The organism is Rhodococcus sp. ARP2, from assembly GCF_001029585.1.
GTDB lineage: Bacteria > Actinomycetota > Actinomycetes > Mycobacteriales > Mycobacteriaceae > Rhodococcus_F > Rhodococcus_F erythropolis.
This window is the reverse complement of sequence record NZ_LEKE01000078.1, coordinates 1-22,537: the sequence shown is the minus strand read 5'-3', so window position 1 is coordinate 22,537 and position 22,537 is coordinate 1. Positions and strand designations below refer to the sequence as shown.

Here is a 22,537-nt window from a genome sequence, read left to right as displayed (position 1 = left end):
GTGTTTCGGGCTCCGGTGTCGTCGGTGGAGTTGGTGGTGGCGTCGGCGTTTGTGGGTGTGTTGGGTGTTGATCGGGTGGGGTTGGATGATGATTTCTTCGAGTTGGGTGGCAACTCCCTCATCGCGACTCGGGTTGTCATGCGCATCGCCGAAGAACTCGAGACGGCCGTACCGGTCCGCCTTCTGTTCGAAGCGTCCACCGTCCAGGAACTTGCCGCACGTCTCGAATCACACGTCGGTGAAGGAAGCCGCCTTGCGCTGACAGCTCAGGATCGACCGGAAGAGATTCCGCTTTCTCTTGCGCAGCAGCGTATGTGGTTCCTCAACCGCTTCGACGGCTCGGCAGGCGCCTACAACATGCCGTTTGCACTGCGGCTGAGCGGTGAACTCGATCTGGGCGCGATGCGTGCGGCGATCGGCGACGTCGTTGCCCGCCACGAAACCCTGCGCACTGTGTATCCGGAAACCGATTCGGGACCGGTCCAGGTCATCGAACCGGTAGGACATACGCCGGTGGAATTGAACGTCGAGAGTGTCACGGAAGCTGAGATTGTCGGCAAGCTGGTCGAATTGGCGTCGACGAGGTTCGACGTGACGGCCGAAATCCCGCTGCGGATTCGGTTGTTCCAGGTAGCCGAGAACGAGTACGTCCTCGCCGTCGTGGTGCACCACATTGCCGCGGACGGCTCCTCGACTACTCCGTTCGCCCGCGATCTCGTCATGGCCTACGCGGCACGGGCGCAGGGAACGGCGCCGGGTTGGGCCCCGCTGGACGTGCAGTACGCCGATTACAGCCTGTGGCAGCGCGAGGTGCTGGGTAGCGAGGAAGACCCGGAATCCGTGTCGTCCGAGCAGATCGCCTACTGGAGCCAAGCTTTGGCCGGGCTGCCGGATCAGCTGGACCTGCCGACGGACCGTCTGCGTCCCGCCGCTCAGTCGTACCGCGGTGGCTACCTTCAGTTCGAGATCGACGCAGCAGTGCATCAGGGCCTGTCGGCGCTGGCCCGTGAGCACGGGACCACCCTGTTCATGGTCACGCACGCGGCGTTTGCGATTCTGTTGGCGCGCCTTTCCGGCACCGACGACATCGCCGTTGGCACCCCGATCGCTGGCCGCGGTGAGCGTGCGCTCGACGATCTGATCGGCATGTTCGTCAATACCCTGGTATTCCGGACACACGTCGACGGTTCCGACAGTTTCACGGAACTACTTGCCCGCGTGCGCGAGAACGACCTGCAGGCCTTTGCGCATGCCGACGTTCCGTTCGAGCGACTGGTCGAAGTTCTCAACCCCGCACGTTCGACTGCTCGGCACCCGCTCTACCAGGTGGGCTTCCTTTTCCAGAACATGGAACAGGCAAGCCTGGAACTGCCTGGCCTCACCGTCAAGGGCCTCGAGATCGACAACGGTGTCGCTCAGTTCGATCTGCAGTTGATCGTCGGTGACAACTACGACGAGCGTGGTGTTGCCTCCGGCATCTCGGCCGTATTCAGCTACGCGCACGACCTTTTCGACGAGTCGACAGTCCAGTCCTTCGCTGATCGGTTCAACACCGTTCTGGCAGCGGTGGTTGCCGATCCGTCGATCGTGGTCGGCGACATCGACGTGCTCGATCCGCGTGAGTCGAATCAGGTTCTGCAGGAATGGAATGCAACGGAGCAGGTACTCGACGCCGAGGCGACACTGGTCGATCTGTTCGATCAGCAGGTTGCCGCTCACGGTGATTCCGTCGCGTTGGTGCACGGGCTCGAATCGCTGACGTATGTGGAGTTCGACGACAAGGTCAACCGGCTCGCCCGTCACCTGATCGAACTGGGTGTCGGTCCGGAGTCGTTGGTGGCATTGGGAATGCGACGCTCCATCGACCTGGTGATCGGCATGTACGCCGTTGCCAAGGCAGGCGGCGGTTATGTTCCGATCGATCCGGATCATCCGGCCGATCGCACCGGGTACGTCCTCGAGATGGCCGCGCCGGTCTGCGTGCTCAGCAACGAGAACGACGCACCGTCGCTCGCGGGGATCGACAATGTTCTTCTCATCGACACCCTCGATCTGTCGCGCGTCTCCGGAGCGCCGGTGCGCGGCGACGAGCGGATCGCACCGCTTCGTTCGGCGAATACCGCGTACGTGATCTTCACGTCGGGATCGACCGGCAAGCCGAAGGGTGTGGCGCTGTCCCACGCCGCTATCGTCAATCAGCTTCTGTGGAAGCGTGATCGCTACGGTCTCGACCAGACCGACGCAATGTTGCTCAAGACTGCAGCGACGTTCGACCTCTCGGTCTGGGAGTTCTGGTCCGCGTTGACATCCGGGTCCCGCCTGGTCATCGCCGACCCGGACGGCCACAAGGACGCCGAGTACATGCTGGCGCTCATCGCTCAGGAGAAGGTGACGACGCTGCACGCGGTGCCGTCCATGCTCTCGATGCTGACGGCCGCAGCAGACGGCACTCTTCCGCAGTCGCTCGAGCGTGTCCTTGCCATCGGTGAGGCCTTGCCCGCGGCAACGGCGGCAGAGTTCCGCAAAATGTCCGACGCGGCACTCGTCAATCTGTACGGTCCGACCGAGGCTGCGGTGTCAGTGACCGCGCACGATGTGGACGAGAGCGACACCTCGTCGGTCTCGATCGGTGCCCCGGAATGGAATACGCAGGTCTACGTGCTCGACGAGCGACTGCATCCCGTTCCGGTCGGAGTCACCGGTGAGCTGTACCTGGCCGGAACCCAGTTGGCTCGCGGTTATCACGGCCGCGCCGACCTGACGTCGGAACGTTTTGTCGCCAACACCTTCGGAGAACCGGGCACACGTCTGTACCGCACCGGCGACCTCGTTGTCTGGCGCAGTGGCGGTGAACTCGAGTACGTCGATCGTGCCGACTTCCAGGTGAAGATCCGCGGCTACCGCATCGAACTCGGTGAGATCGAAGCTGTTATCAGAGCTGCTGAGTCCGTGGACGCCGCGGTTGTCGTCGCGAAAACCGATCCGCGACTGGGGGATCGACTGGTCGGGTACCTCGTTCCGCAGGCCGGGGCCACCGTCGACGTCGACAGCGTGAAGGCGGAACTCGTCCGCGAGTTGCCGAGTTACATGGTGCCGTCGGCGTTGATGGTGCTGAGCGAATTGCCGCTCAACATCAACGGCAAGATCGATCGAAAGGCGCTGCCGGAACCCGAATTCGAGGCAACGGAGTTCCGTGCCCCGAGCAATCCGGTCGAAGAGATCGTGGCCTCGGTGTTTGCCGAAGTCCTGGGCGTTCCACGAGTCGGATTGGACGACGACTTCTTCGATCTCGGCGGAAACTCGCTGATCGCCACACAGGTCGTGGCCAGGTTGGGTCAGGCACTTGACGCCCAGATTCCGGTGCGGATCATCTTCGAAGCGTCGACTGTCGGACTGCTGGCGTCGCGGGTGCTCGAACATGCCGGTTCAGGTTCGCGGGCACAGTTGGTGGCGCAGGAACGGCCGTCGCAGATTCCGTTGTCGCTCGCTCAGCAGCGGATGTGGGTTCTCAACCAGATCGACCGCAGGTCTGCCGCGTACAATATCCCGGTCGCGATCCGGATGTCCGGCGATCTCGACGTCGCAGCATTGCAGTCGGCCGTCTCCGACCTTGTTGCTCGCCACGAGATCCTGCGGACGTTCTATCCCGATCTCGGGGACGGCCCGACGCAGTCGATTCAGTCGAAGTCGGCAGCCGTTGTCGACATGGCCGTGCTGTATGTCGGCGAAGACACGATTGGGGCCGAGGTCGCGAAGGTCGTCGGTCAGGGCTTCGACGTCACTGCCGGTGTTCCGCTGCGCGTTCGCCTTTTCCAGATCACGCCCACCGAGCATGTCCTGATCGTGGTGGTCCACCACATCAGCGGCGACGCGTTCTCGATGGCGCCGATGATCCGAGACACGATGGTCGCGTACACGGCGCGTACCGGGGGAGCGGCACCCGAATGGGCTCCGCTCGAAGTCCAGTACGCGGATTACACGTTATGGCAGCGCGACGTTCTGGGTTCCGAGGGCGATCCGGACAGTGAACTGTCGACGCAGCTTGCCTACTGGACGCAGGAACTCGCCGGCGTTCCCGAACTTCTGGAACTGCCGACGGACCGTCCTCGTCCGCCGACGCAGTCGATGAAGGGTGCGGACTTCCTGTTCACTCTCGGCGCCGACTCCACGCGTCGAATCGCGGAAATCGCGCGCGAGCAGAACTCGACCGTGTTCATGGTCGTGCATGCCGCGTTCTCGGTGCTGCTGTCCAAGCTCAGCGGCTCGAACGACATCGCGATCGGTACACCGGTGGCGGGCCGCGGCGAGCGAGTCCTCGACGACCTGGTCGGTATGTTCGTCAACACGCTGGTGTTGCGCACGCAGGTGAAACCGGCAACCACGTTTGTCGACCTGCTGCAGCAGGTGAAGGAGAAGGACCTCGCGGCGTTCGGAAACGCTGACGTGCCCTTCGAGCGTCTGGTCGAGCAGGTCGGCCGTGAGCGCTCACAGGCATACTCACCGCTGTTCCAGGTGATGCTCACGTTCCAGAACATGGCACTTGGCACGTTTGCGCTGCCAGGGCTCGAACTGTCGGCGGTGGACGACGGATTCGACTCGGCGATGTTCGACCTGCAGCTCACCGGTATCGAGGAGTTCGACGAGCACGGAGCGCTGTCCGATATCCGGATGCGATTCACCTATGCAACCGATCTTTACGACGCCGCAACCATGGAACTGTTCGCAGCCAGGTTGCGGGCCGTGGTCGACGCCGTTGCCGCAGATCCGACGGTGGTTCTGCGGACCATCGACATCGTGACGGACTTCGAACGCGCGCTGATCGAGGCAGCCGGGCCGAAAACGGCCGCGGACCTTCCGGACCTCGCAGCAGCGGCCGCCGCAGCAGATCCGACGGCGGTTGCCTTCACACACGGCGACACCGTGGTGACCTTCACACAGCTGGCCGAAAAACTGGCTGTGATGAAGCAGACGATGGGTGCGGCGCTCACTGCCGACGCGTTGGTCTCGGTTTCGCTGAACGGTCTGGTTCCGGGCATTCTTCCGGCACTGGGCGCCGACGGTATTACCTCGCTCGTCGAGTCTTTGATAACTGACGCGCAGGCCACGCTGGGGAAGGGTTCCGGTACGGACGGGTAATATGCAGTATTTGCCCCATGGGCGTTGATCTGTACGACCAGTCGTGCGTTGGATCTGCGCCGTGCTGTCGTCAGTTGGAGGAAGTGTTGATGTCCGTCGGTATGCCGGGACCACAGTCGCTGACGATCGAGGACCTGCCGAGATTGATCGCTGCAGTAGCCGAGGCGGAGCCCGACCGGACAGCGCTTGTTCATGCAGACGCCGAGGTCACCTACGAACGGTTGCACTCGGAACTGACCACACTCGACTCCGCGATGGGTGGTGCGCTCGGCCCGGACGCACTCGTACCCGTCGTGATCTCCACGCTGCTGCCGGAGTTGCTCGCCACACGAGAGGGTGGCCTCGAATCCGTCGTCGGTGCGCTCATCGCGGACGCGACTTCCGTCGTTGCTTTCGAGGCTCCGTCGGTCGTCGAGTCGACTCTCGTAAGTCTGTTCGAGGAGCAGGTCGCGCGTACCCCCGATGCCGTCGCCCTTCGTTTCGGCTCCACGGCGTCGACCTACGCGGAATTCGATCGCCGGGTCAATCAGCTCGCCCGCGAGCTCGTCGCTCGTGGCGTCGGACCGGACACACTCGTCGGCCTGGGCATCCGTCGGTCCGTCGAACTGCTGGTTGCGATGTACGCGATCGTCAAGGCCGGTGGTGCGTACGTACCACTCGATCCCGACCATCCCGCTGAGCGTCTGGCGTATGTGATCGACGTCGCCGCGCCCGTCCTCGTGCTGACGACGTCAGTGGACGCGGTCGGCATTCCCGAAAACGTCGATGTACTGCGGATCGATGACATCGATGTCTCGGCGCACTCAGGCGCGCCGCTTGCCGACGGTGACCGGCTGTCACCGCTGCGCACCGACAATCTTGCGTACGTGATCTTCACGTCGGGTTCGACCGGCAGGCCCAAGGGCGTCGGTGTGTCACACGAGGCAATCGTCGCCAACCTCCGATGGAGGCAGAGCGAATATCCCTTCACCGACGAAGACGTCATCCTGCAGAAGACGCCGTTTACGTTCGACGTGTCAGTGTGGGAGTTCTTCTGGCCGTTGCAGGTCGGCGCTTGCCTCGTGATCGCGAAGCCGGACGGGCATCGTGATCCGGCCTACGTCGCAGCGATGATGATCGAGTACGGCGTCACCGTTGTACATTTTGTCCCCTCGATGCTCGCGGTCTTCGTCGCTGAACCGCGCGCTTCCGAGATCACCTCGCTACGTTACGTTTTTGCCTCGGGTGAAGCGCTTCCCGCCCAGACCGCCGCGCGGCTGCGCGACGTCAGCACCGCGGAACTGCACAATCTGTACGGACCGACCGAGGCAGCCGTCGACGTCACGTACTACGCAACCGGACCGCAGGACGAGGTCTCCATTCCGATCGGCCGTGCTGTCGCCGAAACAGAGCTACTCGTCCTCGACGACGCACTGCGTCCAGTACCTCCCGGCGTCCCCGGCGAGCTTTACCTCGCGGGGGTCCAGCTGGCCAGAGGGTATGTCTCCCGCCCCGATCTGACGGCGGATCGGTTCGTCGCGCATTCCACCTCGGACGGCGAGCGCATGTACCGAACCGGCGACCTGGTCCGATGGCGCGGTGCCGGCGCCGACCGCCTGCTCGAGTACCTCGGCCGCACCGACTTCCAGGTGAAGCTGCGGGGACTGCGCATCGAACTCGGCGAAATCGAATCAGCGCTACTCGACAACGATGCAATCGCACAGGCGGCCGTTCTCGTCCACTCCGATGCGGCTTTGGGCGCCAATCTGGTGGCATACGTGGTTCCCGCATCGGGAGTTGTGCTCGACACCGACGCTCTTGCACGTGAATTGGGTGGACGCCTGCCGGACTACATGGTGCCGTCGCTGTTTGTCGAACTCGAGGCGTTTCCGCTCAATGCCAGTGGCAAGCTGGACCGCAAGGCGCTGCCGGCGCCCGAGTTCACAGCGCAGGTTGTCGAATACCGCGCACCGAGCACCCCGGTCGAGAAGACGTTGGTTGCGATCTTTGCCGATCTGCTCGGTCGGGACGACCTCGGCGTCGACGACGGATTCTTCGACCTCGGGGGCAATTCACTGCTCGCGACGCGAGTGGTGGCGCGCGCGAACGCCGAACTCGGCGTGGAACTCGACATGCGAGCTTTCTTCGATGCTCCGACGGTATCCGAATTAGCTTCTCTCGTAGGCGATTCTGCTGGCCGCGGTACGAAGGCTCCTCTCGTTGCACAGGAACGTCCCGACCGGATCCCGCTTTCGCTTGCGCAGCAGCGTATGTGGTTCCTCAACCGGTTCGATTCCACGTCAGCCGTCGATCACATTCCGGTGGCCCTACGCCTGAGCGGTGTCCTCGATGTCGCGGCACTACGCGGCGCGATCACCGATCTGGTCGAGCGCCATGAGAGCCTGCGAACCGTCTACCCCGAAATCGACGGTGTCGGATACCAGCAGGTTCTCGCCGCGTCGGACGTCGTGCTGGACGTGACACCGGTTGTAGTCCCGGAATCCGACCTGATCGACCGTGTCACTGCCGTTGTCACCGAGGGCTTCGACGTCACGACGCAGGTTCCCTTGCGGGCCAGCCTGTTCCAGGTCGCAGACTCGGAATACGTCCTCGTCTTTGTGGTTCACCACATCAGTGGCGACGGTTTCTCGATGGGGCCGTTGGTCCGCGACGTTGTGAGTGCGTACGCAGCTCGATCGCAGGGTTCAGCGCCGGATTTTGCTCCTTTGAGGGTCCAGTACGCGGACTTCACGTTGTGGCAGCGGTCCGTTCTCGGTGACGAGAGCGACCCGGAATCGTTGATTTCGCGGCAGATCGACTACTGGACGCATCAGTTGGCAGGGATGCCGGAACTGCTCGAACTTCCGACGGATCGCCCGCGCCCTGCTGTAGCGACCAACCGTGGTGCGTCGCACCAGTTCTCGATCGAGAAGAACTTGCTCGTCCGGCTCGAATCGTTGGCGCAGCAACACAAGGCTTCGGTCTTCATGGTGCTGCACAGTGCCATTGCCGTCCTGCTTGCCCGGTTGTCCGCGACGTCGGATATCGCGATTGGTACGCCGGTCGCAGGTCGTGGCGATCGGGCTCTCGACGATGTGATCGGAATGTTCGTCAACACTCTGGTCCTGCGCACCGAGATCGACTCCGCGAGTTCGTTCGCGGACGTGCTGAAAGCCGCTCGCGCGACCGATCTTGATGCCTTCGGCCATACGGACGTTCCGTTCGAGCGCCTTGTCGAGGTCCTTGATCCCGCCCGCTCACAGGCGCACAACCCGCTCTTCCAGGTCATGCTGGCGTTTCAGAACCTCGGCCAGAGTGAACACGGCGCTACCGATATCGTCGGGTTGACGGTCACGGGCGTCGAACTCGAATCCGCGGTGGCCAAGTTCGACCTCCAGTTCACCGTCTGGGAAGACCCCGAGCACGGCGGGCTGTCGATCATGATCGATTACGCCACAGATCTTTTCGACCCGTCGACCATCGATTCTGTTGCCTCACGGTTGGCGGCGCTCCTCGCCGTCGTCGCGGAAAATCCGGCCATCGTGGTCGGTGACATCGACCTGCTCACCGTCGACGAGCACGAATTGGTGATCGGCACCTGGAACGCGACCGGCCATGAGGTGCCGGAGAAGACACTGGTCGACATGTTTGTCGAACAAGCGCATCGGACTCCGGACGCCACGGCACTCGTCTACGAGGACGAGCTGTTGACCTATCGCGACTTCTCGGCGCGTGTGCATCGGCTCGCCCGGATGCTGGTGATGATGGGCGTCGGGCCTGACACCTTGGTGGGCTTGGCAATCAGGCGGTCCATCGACTTGGTTGTCGCGATCTACGCGGTGATCGAAGCAGGCGGGGCCTATCTGCCGGTCGATCCCGATCAGCCCGCCGATCGCAACGAGTACGTTCTGGGGACGGCCGGACCGGTGTGCGTGCTGACCACCGATCGTGATGGTTTCACAGCGAGCACCACGGTTGTCTCGTTGGATTCGCTGGATACTTCCCAGTTCTCGGACGCCGCGCTTGTCGATACCGATCGGCTGGCGCCGCTGCGGCAGGACAACACGGCGTACGTGATCTTTACTTCCGGTTCGACCGGTAAGCCGAAGGGTGTTGCGGTTTCGCATCGGGCGATCGTGAATCGTTTGGTGTGGATGCAGGCGGAGTACGGGCTGACCGGCGATGATGTGGTGTTGCAGAAGACCCCGTTCACGTTCGACGTGTCGGTGTGGGAGTTCTTCTGGCCGTTGCAGGTTGGTGCCCGACTAGCTGTTGCCGAACCGGACGGACACCGCGACCCCGCCTACCTCGCGTCCGCCATTTCCGACTACGGCGTCACCACCGCGCACTTTGTTCCGTCGATGCTCGACGTGTTTGTCGGAGAACCCTCGGTGGCGGCGTGTACTTCTTTGACCCGGGTATTCGCCTCCGGTGAGGCGTTGACACCACAGGTGGCGTCAACGCTGCGGACGGTTCTTCCCGCTGCGCGCTTGCATAACCTGTACGGTCCGACCGAGGCCGCGGTCGACGTGACGTACCACGAGGTCACCGAATCCGACGTCGCAAGTGTGCCGATCGGTGCGCCGGTGTGGAACACCCGGGCGCTGGTGCTCGACTCGCGGTTGCATCCGGTGCCGGTCGGAGTTGCGGGGGAGTTGTACCTCGCCGGTGTCCAGCTTGCACGCGGCTACCTGGCGCGGCCCGATCTGAGCGCCGACCGGTTTGTTGCGGATCCGTTCTCCGGTAGCGGGCAGCGACTTTATCGCACGGGTGACCTGGTGCGGTGGACACGACCCCGCGGAGCGAGGGGGGATGATTCCAGTTTTGGTGAGATTGAGTACATCGGTCGAACGGATTTCCAGGTCAAGCTGCGCGGACTGCGCATCGAACTCGGTGAAATCGAATCGGCTCTACGCGATCACCCCGCGGTATCCGCGGCGGTAGTACTGGTTCGCAGCGACCAGTTGGTGGCGTATCTGACGCCGGCAGCGGGCGTCAGCCTCGACTGGGACGATATCGCTGATGCGTTGTCGCAGCGGTTGCCCGCTTACATGATTCCGGCCTCTCATGTGGTGCTCGACAGCTTCCCGCTGGGCTCCTCAGGCAAGCTCGACCGTGCGCAGTTGCCGGATCCAGTGGCTCGTAGTGCCGAGTTCCAGGCGCCGGTTACGGGTGCCGAAATTGCTGTGGCTCAGGTCTTCTCGGACCTTCTGGCAGTCGAGAAGGTGGGATTGGGCGACAATTTCTTTGCCCTGGGGGGTAACTCCCTCATGGCAACTCAGGTTGTTGCGCGGCTGGGACAGAGGCTCGACACCACCGTCGGTGTGCGGACCTTGTTCGACGCACCGACCGTCGGGGCACTTGCTGCCCGGATCGATTCGGGAACCACCACTGCAGCGCGGCCTCCGCTCACCGCGCAGGTCCGGCCGGAGCGTGTGCCGCTCTCGCTCGCGCAGCAACGCATGTGGTTCCTGAACCGCTTCGAACCGGGATCGAATGTCGACAACATCCCAGCCGCACTTCGACTGACCGGGACACTCGATGTCGACGCGCTCCAGGACGCTCTCGACGATCTGGTGCGTCGTCACGAGAGCTTGCGAACTATTTACCCCGAGATCGACGGCGTCGGTTACCAGCAGGTTCTCGAACCCGCTCGTCTGATCAATCTTGCGCCGATCGACGTGGATGCCGATGATGTGGTGGCTCAGGTCGCCGCTGTGGTGGCGCCCGGGTTCGACGTGACCACCGAAGTGCCCATTCGAGTTTCGCTCTTGCGGATCACCGATTCCGAGTTCGTTCTCGTATTTGTCGTCCATCACATCAGTGGTGACGGATTCTCGATGCTTCCGTTGGTTCGGGACGTCGTCGCGGCATACGGTGCGCGATCGGCCGGAGCGGCGCCGCAGTGGGAACCACTTCCGGTGCAGTTTGCCGATTTTGCTTTGTGGCAACGCGAAGTCCTGGGCAGCGAGAGCGATCCGGACTCGGTGATTTCCGGGCAGTTCGACTATTGGCGAACACAATTGGCCGGTGTTCCGGATCAACTCGAGTTGCCGACGGATCGGCCGCGGCCCCGAATTGCAACCAATCAGGGTGCCTACCACGACTTCTCGATTGATGCGGATCTGCTCGAGCGCTTGAACGCGGTCGCCCAGGCATCGAACGCCTCGCTGTTCATGGTTGTGCATTCTGCGCTTGCGTTGCTGCTCGCAAAGCTGTCGAGTTCCACCGACATCGTGATCGGCACTCCCGTTGCCGGACGCGGTGAGCAAGTGCTCGACAACGTCATCGGAATGTTCGTCAACACGTTGGTACTGCGAACCGATATCGATCCGGCGTCGACGGTCGCCGACCTGATCCACCGCGCCCGTGAAACCGATCTCGGCGCATTCGATCACGCGGACGTCCCGTTCGAGAGCCTTGTCGAGATCATCAACCCCGAACGGTCACAGGCACGGAACCCGCTGTTCCAGGTCATGCTGACGATGCAGAACATTGGCGGCTCGAGTCCGGAGTCGGCAGCGATGAACGGTGTTGCGGTGTCCGCCGTGGACATCGAATCGCCCGTCGCAAAGTTCGATCTCCAACTGACGGTGAGTGAATCGCCACAGGGCGGCCTTCTTGCGCAGTTCAACTATGCAACAGACCTTTTCGACGCAGCAACCGTGGAACTGTTTGCGCGGCGTTACGTCACGATTCTGCGTGCCCTGGCGGATGATACTTCGGCTGTCATCGGCGACATCGACGTATCGAGTGCCGACGAGCGTCAGCGAGTGCTCGTCGAATGGAACTCGACCGAGCGTCGTGTTCCCGACTCCACCCTGGTAGATCTCTTCGACGCCCAGGTGTCGGCAACGCCGGATGCGCCGGCAATCACGTTCGACGCTACGACGCTGACATACGCGGAATTCGACGCCCGGGTCAATCGTCTTGCACGCCATTTGATCTCGATCGGTGTCGGTCCCGATTCCATGGTGGGATTGTCGATGCGACGATCGCTCGACCTGCTTGTCGCGATGTACGCGATAGTGAAGGCAGGCGGCGCGTACGTTCCGATCGATCCGGATCAGCCGACCGAACGCAATGAGTACGTTCTTTCGACCGCTGTCCCGGTCTGTGTCCTCACCACCACGCTGGATCGATTCGAGACGTCGGTCTGTCCGGTTGTTCAGGTGGATACGCTCGACCTGTCCACTCACTCGGACGCTGCGATCTCCGATGCGGATCGTCTATCTCCGTTGCGCAGTGACAACACGGCGTACGTGATCTTCACTTCCGGTTCGACCGGTAAGCCGAAGGGTGTTGCGGTTTCGCATCGGGCGATTGTGAATCGTTTGGTGTGGATGCAGGCGGAGTACGGGCTGACCGGCGATGATGTGGTGTTGCAGAAGACGCCGTTCACGTTCGATGTGTCGGTGTGGGAGTTCTTCTGGCCGTTGCAGGTTGGCGCTCGATTGGTCGTTGCTGCAGTGGACGGACACCGGGAACCGGCATACCTCGCAGCTGCTATCGCAGAACACGGCGTCACCACTGTGCACTTCGTGCCCTCGATGCTCGAACTGTTTGTCGCAGAACCCGCAGTTCGCGGAGCGGATGCTCTGCGTCGGGTATTTGCCTCGGGCGAAGCACTGCCACCGCAGGTTGCGCAGGAACTGTGCACACTCCTTCCACAGGCTCGACTGCACAATCTGTACGGGCCTACCGAAGCGGCAGTCGACGTCACATTCCACGAGGTCACGCCATCGGATTCCGAGATCGTCCCGATCGGATCGCCGGTCTGGAACACCCGTGTCCTGGTGTTGGATTCGCGTCTGCGCCCAGTGCCGGTGGGTGTCTCGGGTGAGCTGTACCTGGCGGGAATCCAGTTGGCGCGCGGCTACGTCGGTCGGCCGGACCTCACGGCAGATCGTTTTGTCGCAGATCCGTACGGACCTTCCGGCAGTCGGCTGTATCGCACGGGTGACCTGGTGCGGTGGAAACGGTCGAGCGGAGCGAGGGGGGATGATTCCAGCGTTGGTGAGATCGAATACATCGGGCGGACCGACTTCCAGGTCAAACTCCGCGGATTGCGGATCGAACTGGGCGAGATCGAGGCAGCATTGCGCGATCAGCCGTCCGTTGCGTCGGCTGCGGTGGCAGTGCGCAACGAACAATTGGTTGCCTACGTTGTGGGACACGCCGGCGCGGTAGTGGACTGGGCATCGGTCGAGACAGCACTGGCCGCACGACTGCCCGGCTACATGGTCCCGACGGCGCACGTTGTGCTCGAGGCATTCCCGCTGGGCACGTCCGGCAAGCTGGATCGCAAGCAGTTGCCCGATCCTGTTGCTCAGATCGCTGCCTTCCGTGAGCCACGGAGCGTGGCGGAGCTTGCGGTCGCGCGGATTTTCTCCGACCTGCTCGGCATCGAGCAGGTTGGCCTCGACGATGATTTCTTCTCGCTCGGCGGCAACTCGCTCATCGCGACTCAGGTCGTTGCGCGACTCGGCGAGGCGCTCGACACGACGGTTCCTGTTCGCCTGCTGTTCGACGCGTCCAGTGTGGAATCCTTTGCCTCGCTTATCGACTCGCAATCCGGTAAGGGTGCCCGCCCGCCGCTGGTGGCGCAGGAACGACCGGATCGTGTTCCGCTGTCGATTGCGCAGCAACGCATGTGGTTCCTCAACCGGTTCGACGCGTCCTCGGGTGTGGACAACATCCCGGTGGCCATCAGGCTGATCGGAGAGCTGGACATTGCGGCGATGCAGGCTGCGCTGGTGGACGTGTTCGAACGTCATGAGATTTTGCGAACGGTGTATCCAGAGATCGACGGCGTCGGCTATCAGCAGTTGGTGGATGTGGACCGGATGGTTCCGGATCTGACGCCGGTTCGTATTCACGAATCCGTTGTCATCGATCGGGTTGCAGGCGTGATCCTTCCCGGATTCGACGTCACCCACGAGGCGTCGGTTCGAGCGCAATTATTCGATTTGAGCCAGTCCGAGTACGTCCTCGTTTTTGTGATCCATCACATCAGCGGTGACGGCTTCTCGATGGGCCCGCTGATCCGCGACTTCGTCTCAGCGTATGTTGCACGGTCGCAAGGGCAGTCGCCGCAGTGGCAACCATTGCCGGTGCAGTACGCCGACTTTGCGTTGTGGCAGCGGCAGATCCTCGGCAGCGAGGACGATCCCGAATCGGTTATCTCCGAGCAGGTCACGTACTGGCAGGAACGCTTGGCCGGCATTCCGGACCAGTTGGATCTGCCGACGGATCGTCCGCGGCCGCGCATCGAATCGCACCGCGGAGCGGGATACGATTTCTCGATCGATGCCGAGCTCCGGGCGGGTCTCGATCGAGTGGCCCGTGAGGTCAATGCATCGCTCTTCATGGTGGTGCACAGCGCCCTGGCGGTCGTGCTCGCGAGGATGTCCGGGACATCGGACATCGTGATCGGTACCCCGGCCGCCGGCCGTGGTGAACGTGCTCTCGACGATCTGATCGGTATGTTCGTCAATACCCTGGTGCTTCGCGCCGAGGTCGACCCCGAATCGTCGTTCGCAGACTTGGTCAGACATGTCCGGGAATCGGATCTCGGCGCGTTCTCGCACGCGGACGTCCCCTTCGAACGGCTCGTCGAGATTCTCAACCCCGAGCGATCTCAGGCCAGGCATGCGTTGTTCCAGGTCGGTCTGGCGTTCCAGAACCTGCAGCGATCGGTTCTGCAGTTGCAGGATCTGGACGTTGCCGACTTCGCGTTGCCGGACCTGCTGGCAAAGGTCGATCTGCAACTGACCTTGATCGAGTCCGAGTCGTCGGGCAACGGAGGACTGACCGCCCAGTTCACATACGCGACCGACCTGTTCGACGAGTCGACAATCGCATCCCTCGCGAACCGATTCCTCCGCGTTCTGAATGCTGCAGTAGTCGACTCGGCACAGGCGGTCGGCGACATCGATATCATCGAAACATCCGAACACGCACAGATTCTCGACTGGTCACGGGGCAGTGACGATGGCCGGCTCGACGCGTCACCGATGATGCTGTTCGCACAGTACGTCGACACCGATCCGTCGGCGTGCGCAGCGGTTGCCGGTGACGTCGAATTGTCCTACGGGGACCTCGATGCACTGTCCTCGGTCGCGGCCGCTCAACTCGTCGTCGCCGGCGTCCGTCCGGACGACGTTGTCGGCTTGATCCTGCCGAGGTCCTGGCAGTGGGTCGTAGCGATGGTGGCTGTGTGGAAAGCCGGTGCCGGCTATCTTCCGATCGACCCTGCTCTTCCGGAAGAACGGGTGAGCGCACTGCTCACCGATATCGCGGCACGGTGTGTGGTGGCGATCGAGACGCCCGGCCTCGATCTCCCAGTGGTGCTCATCGGTGACGAACCCGTGGTCGCTGCCGACGCACCGTCGTGGATTGATCATTGGCGTGAGGACGGCGCGGATGCCCGAGTCGGCTACGTCATTTCCACGTCCGGTTCGACCGGGCGACCGAAGCCGACCGTCGTCCCGATGGCAGGTATAGCGAATACCGTTGCGTGGTATAACTCTTCGCTGCCGGCACGCGCCGGGGTGGCAGTGGCGTCGTCACCGAGTTTCGACCTCACGCAGAAGAACGTGTGGGGACCACTGACGAGTGGTGGAAGTGTGCACCTCGCACCCGCCGGCTTCGACCCGAGTGAGATCCTTCGTGTCATCGCAGACGAGCGAGTCACGACGGCAAACATGTCACCCAGTGCTTTCGACGCTCTGATCGATTCCGACGAAGACGACGTGCTGGCAAGCCTCGAGGTGGTGTTCCTCGGCGGAGAGCCGATACAGGTCAGCCGTCTGGGGCACCTGCTTTCGCGCGGAGTTCGAATCGTGAACAGCTACGGTCCCACCGAAGCGTCGGATGTGGTGTCGTTCCAACAGGCGACGGTTGCGGACACACTTGGTGTTCCGATTGGCTCACCGGTGTCGAACATCGATCTCTACGTGCTGGATTCACGATTGGGTCTTGTTCCGTCCGGAGTTGTCGGCGAGCTGTACGTCGGTGGTATCGGAGTCGGTCGTGGCTACGGCAACCGGTACGACCTGACGGCAGAACGGTTTGTTGCCAACCCCTTCGGAATGGCCGGCGAGCGCATGTATCGAACCGGCGACCTCGTGCGCCGCAACACAGCCGGTGAGCTCGAGTACATCGGGCGCACGGACTTCCAGGTCAAGATCCGCGGCTTACGCATCGAGCTCGGTGAGATCGAATCTGCTTTGAACGCCGTGGATTCCGTCGGGACCGCCGTCGTCACAGTCCACGCTGATTCGGCGGTGGGCGACCAGTTGGTTGCCTATGTCGTTGGCGTCCCAGGCGCTGTGATCGTTCCGGAAATCCTGCGGGACGCTGTAGCGCAGCGCTTGCCGGAGTACATGGTTCCGTCGGCGTTCATCGTCCTGGACTCGGTGCCGCTCAACGCGAACGGAAAGATCGACCGTCGGAGCCTGCCCGACCCGGTGTTCGACACGGCGCAGTACCGTGAACCGCTCACCGTTGTCGAGAAGGCAGTTGCAGTTGTTTTTGCCGATCTTCTCGGCGTAGACCGAGTCGGACTCGACGACGATTTCTTTGCGCTCGGCGGAAACTCGCTTATCGCGACGCGGCTCGCGGCCCGTCTCGGTCAGGCGCTCGATACCACTGTTCCGGTTCGGATGTTGTTCGACGCCACGACAGTCGAGGCACTGGCCCTTGCCATTGCGGCATCAGTCGGTTCGGGTCGACGAAAGTCACTCGAAGCCGCAGAACGCCCGGACCGGTTGCCACTGTCACTCGCGCAGCAGCGGATGTGGCTTGTCAACCAGATGGACACGGCCGCAGGGACGTACAACATTCCGATGGCGCTGCGGTTGACCGGCGACCTCGACGTCGACGCATTGCGGGCAGCTCTGCGCGATGTCACCGATCGGCACGAGTCGCTCCGGACGTTCTATCCGGCAGACGACAACGGACCAACACAACGGATTCTCGACGTCGACGATGCGCCGCAGTGCGCCGTCGCTGCCGTTGCGGACGCATCCGAGTTGTACTCGCGCGTCGCCGCTGTGATGTCGACGGGCTTCGACGTCTCCACAGAAGTACCTGTGCGGATGGAACTTCTGCACTGCGGGACCGGCGAGTACGTCTTTGCTCTTGTTGCACACCACATTGCCGCCGACGGTGAGTCGATGGCGCCGTTGGCGCGCGACATGATGATCGCGTACGAAGCCCGGACCAGAGGCAGCATTCCCGGGTGGAGTCCATTGACCGTGCAGTACGCGGACTTCGCGCTGTGGCAGCGTGACGTCGTGGGCACGGCCGACGAGGTCGGTAGTGTCGCTGCCGCTCAACTCGAGTACTGGCGGGGCAAGCTTGCTGCGCTTCCCGCGATGGCCGGACTTCCGACGGATCGCCCACGTCCGAGTGCGGTGTCACCGGCAGCGGGTGCCGTCGAGTTCACCGTCAGTGAGCAGATCCACGCCCGGTTGGTAGAGATCGCCCGCGAACGGAATGCGACTGCCTTCATGGCATTGCACGCCGCACTGGCCGTATTGGTTGCTCGCGTCGGGGCAACCAATGACTTCGCGATCGGTACCGCCGTAGGTGGGCGAGGGGAGCGTGCGCTCGACGATCTGGTCGGAATGTTCGTGAACACGCTTGCCTTGCGGACTCAGGTAGACACTGCAGCAAGTTTCGACGATCTGGTTGTTGCCGTGCGCGACGTGGATTTGGAGGCCTTCGGGAAGTCCGACCTCCCGTTCGAGGAAGTATCCGAAGCGTTGGGTGCCTCGGCCGACGGACTCTTCCAGATCATCTTGTCGCTGGAACCCGCTGGCGGAGCCGAGTTCTCGCTGCCGGGCTTGACGATCAGCGGAGTCGATTCACCAGTGGCGATCACGAAGTTCGACATGCAATTGACGCTCAGTAGCGCCGCGGACGGATACGGACTCTCCGGCGTCTGGATCTACTCGACTGATCTGTTCGACCAGGGAACCGTCGAATCGTTCGTGGAGCGGTTTGTTCGCGTACTCGAACAGGTCACCGACAACCCGTCGAGGCCGGTCGGCGACATCGAATTGCTCACAGCAGCAGAGAAAGACGAGGCTCTCGGCGCTGCAGTTCAGTCCATCGCTCCGAGCGGATCAGGTGCGGCGCTCCTGCCGCAACTGCTGGCGTCGACAGTCGAGGCTGATCCCGAAGCTCCCGCCGTTGTGGTCGGCGACGAGGAAATTGACTATGCCGCAGTCGATTCACGTTCCTCGCAGCTTGCGCGTCTGCTCATCGATGGTGGTGTCGGTCCAGGAGACGTCGTGAGCCTCTCCGGCGTATCGGGAGTAGGCGAAGTGGTGGCGTGCTGGGCAATTGTCAAGACCGGGGCAGTGATTGCAGTCGGGCAGGCCGGAGAGATTCCGGACTCTGTCATGACGATCACGCCGGAAACACTCGACGCTGCGGTCGCACAACCGGCGCGTGCGATCAATTACACCGACCGCATTCGCCCGCTCACCGCGGACGACGCCGCATTCCAGGTGTTCGGAGACGGAGCCTGGGAGCAGACGTACGGGGAACTCACCGCAACCCTGTCGACCTGGAGCGAGAAGTACGCGGTTGATGGCGAGTCGCGAGTGCTGCAGACCGGCTCGATCGACGCGAGCGGACGGGTGCCCGCGATTCTGCTCGCTGCATCGGCGGGTGCTGCGTGGGTGGTAGCAGGTAGTGACATCGAATCGCTCGACGACCTGCTGGCCGACGAGTGGGTGACACACGCGGTGCTGTCGGTGGACGACGCTGCAAGCATCGATCGCAGCGAACTGCCGGATCTCGAACACGTTCTCGAGGAGCACAGCCCACAGTCGTGGTGACCTCACGTACCGCGAGTGGTGGAACTCATATCCACTCGCGGTATGCGGCGCTCGGCAACTCCGCGGCTGTAACAATGGCACTCGGTTGCCGATGCATTGTGGGGAGCCGCAACGGGCGAGATGACCGTGAAAACAAGTATTACGCGAAGGTGAGTTGTCTGATGGCGCAAGGGGCCGACGTACACGCAGATCGATCATCGGACGTGATCGCATGAGCGCGGACGATCTGACCCCCGCAAAGACACGCGGAAGCCGCAAACCCCGTCCCACCCGTACTCGCCGCGTTCGAGTGCCCTTGCTGCCGCAGCTACTGGCGGCTGCCGTCGATATCGACCCAGGCGCCGTCGCCATCCGCTTCGACGGTCGTTCGGTCACCTATGCCGAGCTGGATGCCGCGTCGTCGCAGCTGGCGCGTTTCCTCATTGCTCACGGAGTGGGACCGGAAGATCGGGTAGCGATCTCCATCCCACGCTCCGTCGAGTCGGTGTGCGCACTGTGGGCCGTCGCGAAGACCGGGGCCGCATTTGTACCGGTTGATCCCAACTACCCGGCCGACCGCGCCTTGCACATGCTTGTCGATTCCGGCGTCTCGATCGGCTTGACGGTAGGCGCTGTCGCCGACGGACTGCCGGCGAGTATGCAGTGGTGGGAACTCGACAACGCCGAGTTCCTGGCAAAGACGGCCGAACTTCCTGCCGAACCGGTGTCGTACACCGAACGTGTCGGAACTTTGCGTGCGGAGCATCCCGCTTACGTGATCTACACCTCGGGTTCGACCGGTCGACCCAAGGGCGTTGTCGTCACGCATGGGGGCATTGCGAACCTGTGTGCCGAGCAGATCGAGCGCTACGGTCTCACTTCTGCATCCCGAACCCTGCACTTTGCATCGCCCAGCTTCGATGCCTCCGTTCTAGAATTGCTCCTCGCATTCGGCACCGGTTCCACGATGGTGATCGCACGCCTCGATGTGTACGGCGGCGACGAGCTCGCCGAACTGCTCACCGAAGAAAAGATCACCCACGCGTTCATGACTCCTGCTGCACTGGGATCACTCTCTGCGGAGGGCGATTTCGACACGCTCGACGTTGTTGTCGTGGGCGGCGAAGCATGTTCGCCCGCACTGGTGACGCAGTGGGCCCCTGGACGAAGATTCTTCAACGCGTACGGCCCCACCGAAACCACCGTCGTCGCATCGATTGCCGAACTGACGGTCGACAGTCCGGTCACGATCGGCGGCCCGGTGCGCGGCGTCGGACTCTACGTTCTCGACTCCCGCCTGCAGCCGGTGGCGACCGGCACTGCCGGCGAATTGTATGTTTCCGGAACACATCTCGCCCGCGGGTACAACCAGCTACCCGCGACAACTGCGGCAAGTTTTGTGGCAAACCCGTTCGCGGACACGGGCGAACGTCTGTACCGCACCGGCGACACCGTTCGCTGGATCAAGGCCGGCGACGACCAACGCAGTCTCGAATACCTCGGCCGCGGTGACTCTCAGGTCAAGATTCGCGGATTCCGCATCGAACTCGGTGAGATCGACGCAGTTCTCGCCTCGGTGCTCGGCGTCGAATTTGTGGCGACACTTCCTCGGAGTGGGCCGACGGGTGAACCAGCATTGGTGTCGTATGTAAAGGCCGGAAACACGCTCGGCGCTGAGGCGTTGACAGTCCACGCACGCGGCGCACTGCCTCGGCACATGGTCCCGGCCGCAATGGTGATGCTCGAAGATATTCCGCTGACCCCGGTCGGCAAGCTCGACGTCGACGCATTGCCGGCGCCCACATTCGAATCGCGCTCGTACCAAGCGCCATCCACGCCTGCCCAGAAGCTTGTGGCCGACGCGATTGCCGATCTGCTCGGCCTCGAACAGGTCGGCGCTTCGGATGATTTCTTCGAATTGGGTGGCAACTCCCTGCTCGCCGCCAAGCTGGCCGGTCGTCTGGGCACAGCGTTCGATACCCGCGTTCAGGTGAAGACTCTGTTCGAAGCGTCTACCGTCGAAGCGCTCGCCGCTCGCATCGAAGCCGAGACGGAAACGATCGGGTATGTGGCCTTGGCGCCGATGATTCGTCCTGATCGTGTGCCATTGTCTCTTGCACAACAGCGCATGTGGTTCCTGAGTCGGTTCGACGCGGAATCTGCAGTGAACAATATTCCGATCGTCTTGCGACTGTCTGGTGAACTGGACGTGAGTTTGCTTGCGCGCGCTGTTGAGGATGTTGTCGCTCGGCACGAGGTGCTGCGGACTGTGTATCCGGAGTTCGGCGGTATCGGTTATCAGGACGTTCTCGAGGTGTCGACGGCCGATATCGATCTGACTCCTCGGGATCTCGACGAGTCGGAGTTGCTTGCAGCTTTGGCGCCGCTGGTGACCGTTGGGTTCGACGTTTCCGTTGCCGTTCCACTTCGGGTTCGTCTGTTCCGTACCAGCCCAAGTGAATTCGTTCTCGCAATGGTGGTTCATCATATCTCTGCCGACGGTGTTTCGGTGGGTCCTCTGGTGCGTGATGTTGCATTGGCCTATCTTGCCCGGGCGCAGGGCGCTGCCCCGGCGTGGTCGCCGCTTGCGGTGCAATACGCAGATTTTGCGTTGTGGCAGCATGAGGTTTTGGGGGTCGATTCTGATCCGGCGTCGTTGATGTCGGAGCAATTGCGTTATTGGAGTGAGAATCTCGCGGGGTTGCCGGAGAAGATCGATCTGCCGTTCGATCGGAAGCGCCCGGCGGTTGTGTCGACGCGTGGCGCGGTGCATCGTTTCGATATCGACGGTGAGTTGCACAGGGCTCTGGAGCAATTGGCGTTGGATCGTGGTGTTTCGCTGTTCATGGTTGTGCATGCGGCCCTTGCGGTGCTGCTTGCGCGGATGGCGTCGACTGACGACGTGGTTATCGGTTCGCCGATTTCCGGTCGGGGGGAACCTGCGCTCGATGATCTGATCGGGATGTTTGTCAATACACTGGTGTTGCGTACGCCGGTGACGCCGAACATATCGTTTGCCGATCTTCTCGATCAGGTTCGTGAAACCGATTTGGGTGCATTTGCCAACGCGGACTTGCCTTTCGAGCGTTTGGTGGAGGTTCTCGATCCGGCCCGTTCGCAGGCGCATCATCCGTTGTTCCAGGTTGCGTTGTTCTTCCAGAACATGGCAGGTGACGCTCTGGAGTTGCCTGACCTGCGAGTCTCGGAGTTCGATGCGGGAATCGATATCGCAAAATTTGACCTTCAGCTGACGGCATCGCCGGTTGAAGGCGAGGCCGGCGTCGGTGCCGGCATGGTGATGTCGTGGCTCTACGCCACAGATCTTTTCGACGCCGCTACTGTTGGCGGGCTAGCCGAGCGCCTGACCACCATTCTCCGTGTGATGGTCACGAATCCGGGGACTGCTGTCGGTGACGTGGAACTGTTGTCCACCAAGGAAATACAGAACATCATCGAAGACTTCAACGACACGTCTCGTCCGGTTGTGGGTGGGTTGTTGTTGGATGGTTTTGATTCTGTGGTGGGGGTTTCTTCGGGGTCGCGGGCGGTGGTGTGTGGGGATGAGGTGCTTTCGTATGGGGAGTTCGATG

Annotated in this window: 3 protein-coding genes; all 3 read left to right on the top strand. The window is 62.4% G+C overall.

The window, feature by feature from the left end:
* Positions 1-5,136: non-ribosomal peptide synthetase (locus ABX74_RS20800; RefSeq protein WP_047889600.1), on the top strand; the 5,136-nt coding region annotated here is incomplete at its 5' end.
* 89 nt (positions 5,137-5,225) lie between these two features.
* Positions 5,226-18,968, top strand: coding sequence for a non-ribosomal peptide synthetase (locus tag ABX74_RS20795; RefSeq protein WP_047889601.1), 13,743 nt, complete (start codon positions 5,226-5,228; stop codon positions 18,966-18,968).
* Positions 18,969-19,179: 211 nt separating this feature from the next.
* Positions 19,180-22,537, top strand: a 3,358-nt coding sequence (locus ABX74_RS20790) for a non-ribosomal peptide synthetase (RefSeq protein WP_047889599.1), incomplete at its 3' end; no start/stop codon positions are given.

What these genes read in the sequence shown, in the direction of transcription:
- ABX74_RS20795 (WP_047889601.1), top strand. Translation starts at nt 5,226, where the DNA reads ATGTCCGTCGGTATGCCGGGACCACAGTCGCTGACGATCGAGGACCTG.